We start from the raw sequence: 1,764 nt of genomic DNA, 5'->3' as shown, positions 1-1,764 counted from the left end.
CCTTCGATGATGGCGGCGCTGTGCATGTCCTTCGCGGACAGCGTCGTCTCGAGGCCGGCAGCGTCGAGGAAGACATAGCAGGTGCTGCCGCGCCGGGTGCGTACGCCGAGGGGCACGACGGCGCCGAAGCGGTCCCCGCCATCGTCGGAACGCTTCTCACCACCCCCGCCGCCGCGGCGCTTTCCGCCCTTGTCATCAGGGGGCTCGGGGGAGAGCGGCGCGTCGAAGTCCGCTTCGTCCTCACCGGCGCGGAGGGGGACGACGTTGGAGACTGTCATCCTTGCCCTCCCGCAAGGGCGACAGGCACCCACACGCCACGACGAACGCGGCCGTGCCAGCCGCATTCGTGACAGCCCGAGCCGCGATCAGGCGGGCAGTAGTTGTCGGAGCATCCCGAGCACCGCTGAACCCAGACGGCTAAGACGCACAACTGCGGCGCGCCGTCATCGCCAGGCAGGATGCCGTAGCAGCGGCGTCGATCGACGCGATGCGTCGCAAGGGCGTCGGCATCGGACCAGGTCGCGCGCCGGTCGTCGTGGTGGATGAAGCCGGTCGGATCAACGCTTGTTCCGTACCGTCGGATCACCGACCCGGCCATCACTCGCCGCCTCCCTGCGCGGGCGCGGCGGTGCGGGTAACACCGACCTGAAGTATCTGGGCGAAGGCGAGAGCCTGTTGCTCACTGATGACGAACACACGCATCCGGCCGGCAAATATCTGCGCGAGTAGCATCCCAGGATGACCGTTCGCGGCGGCTTCGTTGAGTTGATCGATCTCGGGACCGAGCATCAGCATCTGCTCTGCATCCAAAGGCACAGTGGTGGCTTTCACGACGCCCCGCCCTCCCCAGCCCCTGCATGGAAGGCGGCTTCGTCATCGGCTTCCTTCATAGCTTTATGAAGGTTGGCCACCTTCTCGGCATCAGTCAGAAAGCGACCGCGGCGAACGTTTCGCGCGGCGATGGCGAGCACCACGCGTTCCCCTGTCTGCTTGCGCTCAGCGACCATGGCTTCGACGAGCCGTGCGAGGCGGGCGCGCTCCGCCTCGATCATCGCCGCCAGCGCGGATGCGGAGGGGAGGGGGAGGGCTTCGATAACGACGCGGCAGATTTCCGCGCCTGCCGCGGCGAAGGCGTGAGGTTCCTTAATGTGCGGCGCCACTCCGGCGGCGTCCTGCTGCTCGTCGCGCTCAGCTTCGCAAGCCTTCGCACACGCCTCCCGCATCGCCGCTGCCGACGCAGCGCGCTCGGCTGCGATGGCGTCGGGGGTGAGCATGTCCCCGACGAAATCCCACATGCGCGCGGCTTCCGCCGGCGCGACCATGGGCCAGCGAACCCCGACGCCCGCATGCCAGCCGTCGCGCTCCCAATAGCGCGGCACGATGGCGCCGTTGCCTTTGTGGCGAACGATCCGCCATCCATCCCGCTCCGGCTCCACGGGCTCGCCGGGTCGGCCGGGCCAGGGAATGGGGGTGTCTGTCACGCGGCCCTCGCTTCCAGCACGTCGGCGTAATCCTTGAATGGCGGGTTCGGCACGCGGATCTCGCAGCGCACCGCCATCGGGCGCTGGCGCTGCACCAGCGCACGCGCGGCGTGCACGCCATGCCCTTCCGGGTGGCGCGGCGGCTTCGGCTTGTCCCGATCGGCGAAGATCGTCAGCGCAGAGACTTCGAAAGGCAGCTGCAGCGCGGCGAGGATCTCCGCCGCGATGCAGGCCCACACCGGCAGGCCGGTCAGCGCATGCACCGCGAGCGCGGTTTCGATCC

4 protein-coding genes are annotated in these 1,764 nt (G+C 68.8%); all 4 read right to left on the bottom strand.

Features of this window, described 5'->3' with window-relative positions; translation table 11 throughout:
• A partial coding sequence (locus GXW78_RS27645) for a hypothetical protein (protein ID WP_211872143.1) occupies positions 1-278 on the bottom strand: 278 nt, incomplete at its 3' end.
• A 319-nt stretch (positions 279-597) separates the two neighbouring features.
• A complete protein-coding gene (locus GXW78_RS27640; RefSeq protein WP_211872142.1) occupies positions 598-831 on the bottom strand; it encodes a hypothetical protein in 234 nt (77 codons plus the stop codon).
• Positions 828-1,436 (bottom strand): hypothetical protein, encoded by a 609-nt coding sequence (locus GXW78_RS27635; protein ID WP_211872141.1) that lies wholly within the window; start codon positions 1,434-1,436, stop codon positions 828-830. The genes GXW78_RS27640 and GXW78_RS27635 overlap by 4 nt, the downstream gene beginning before the upstream one ends.
• Positions 1,437-1,477: 41 nt before the next feature.
• Positions 1,478-1,764 (bottom strand): toprim domain-containing protein (locus tag GXW78_RS27630; protein WP_211872140.1); only part of this gene is annotated, 287 nt, incomplete at its 5' end.

This window comes from Neoroseomonas terrae (assembly GCF_018129025.1).
In the GTDB taxonomy this organism is placed as follows: Bacteria; Pseudomonadota; Alphaproteobacteria; order Acetobacterales; family Acetobacteraceae; genus Neoroseomonas; species Neoroseomonas terrae.
This window is presented reverse-complemented; position numbering and strand designations above follow the sequence as displayed.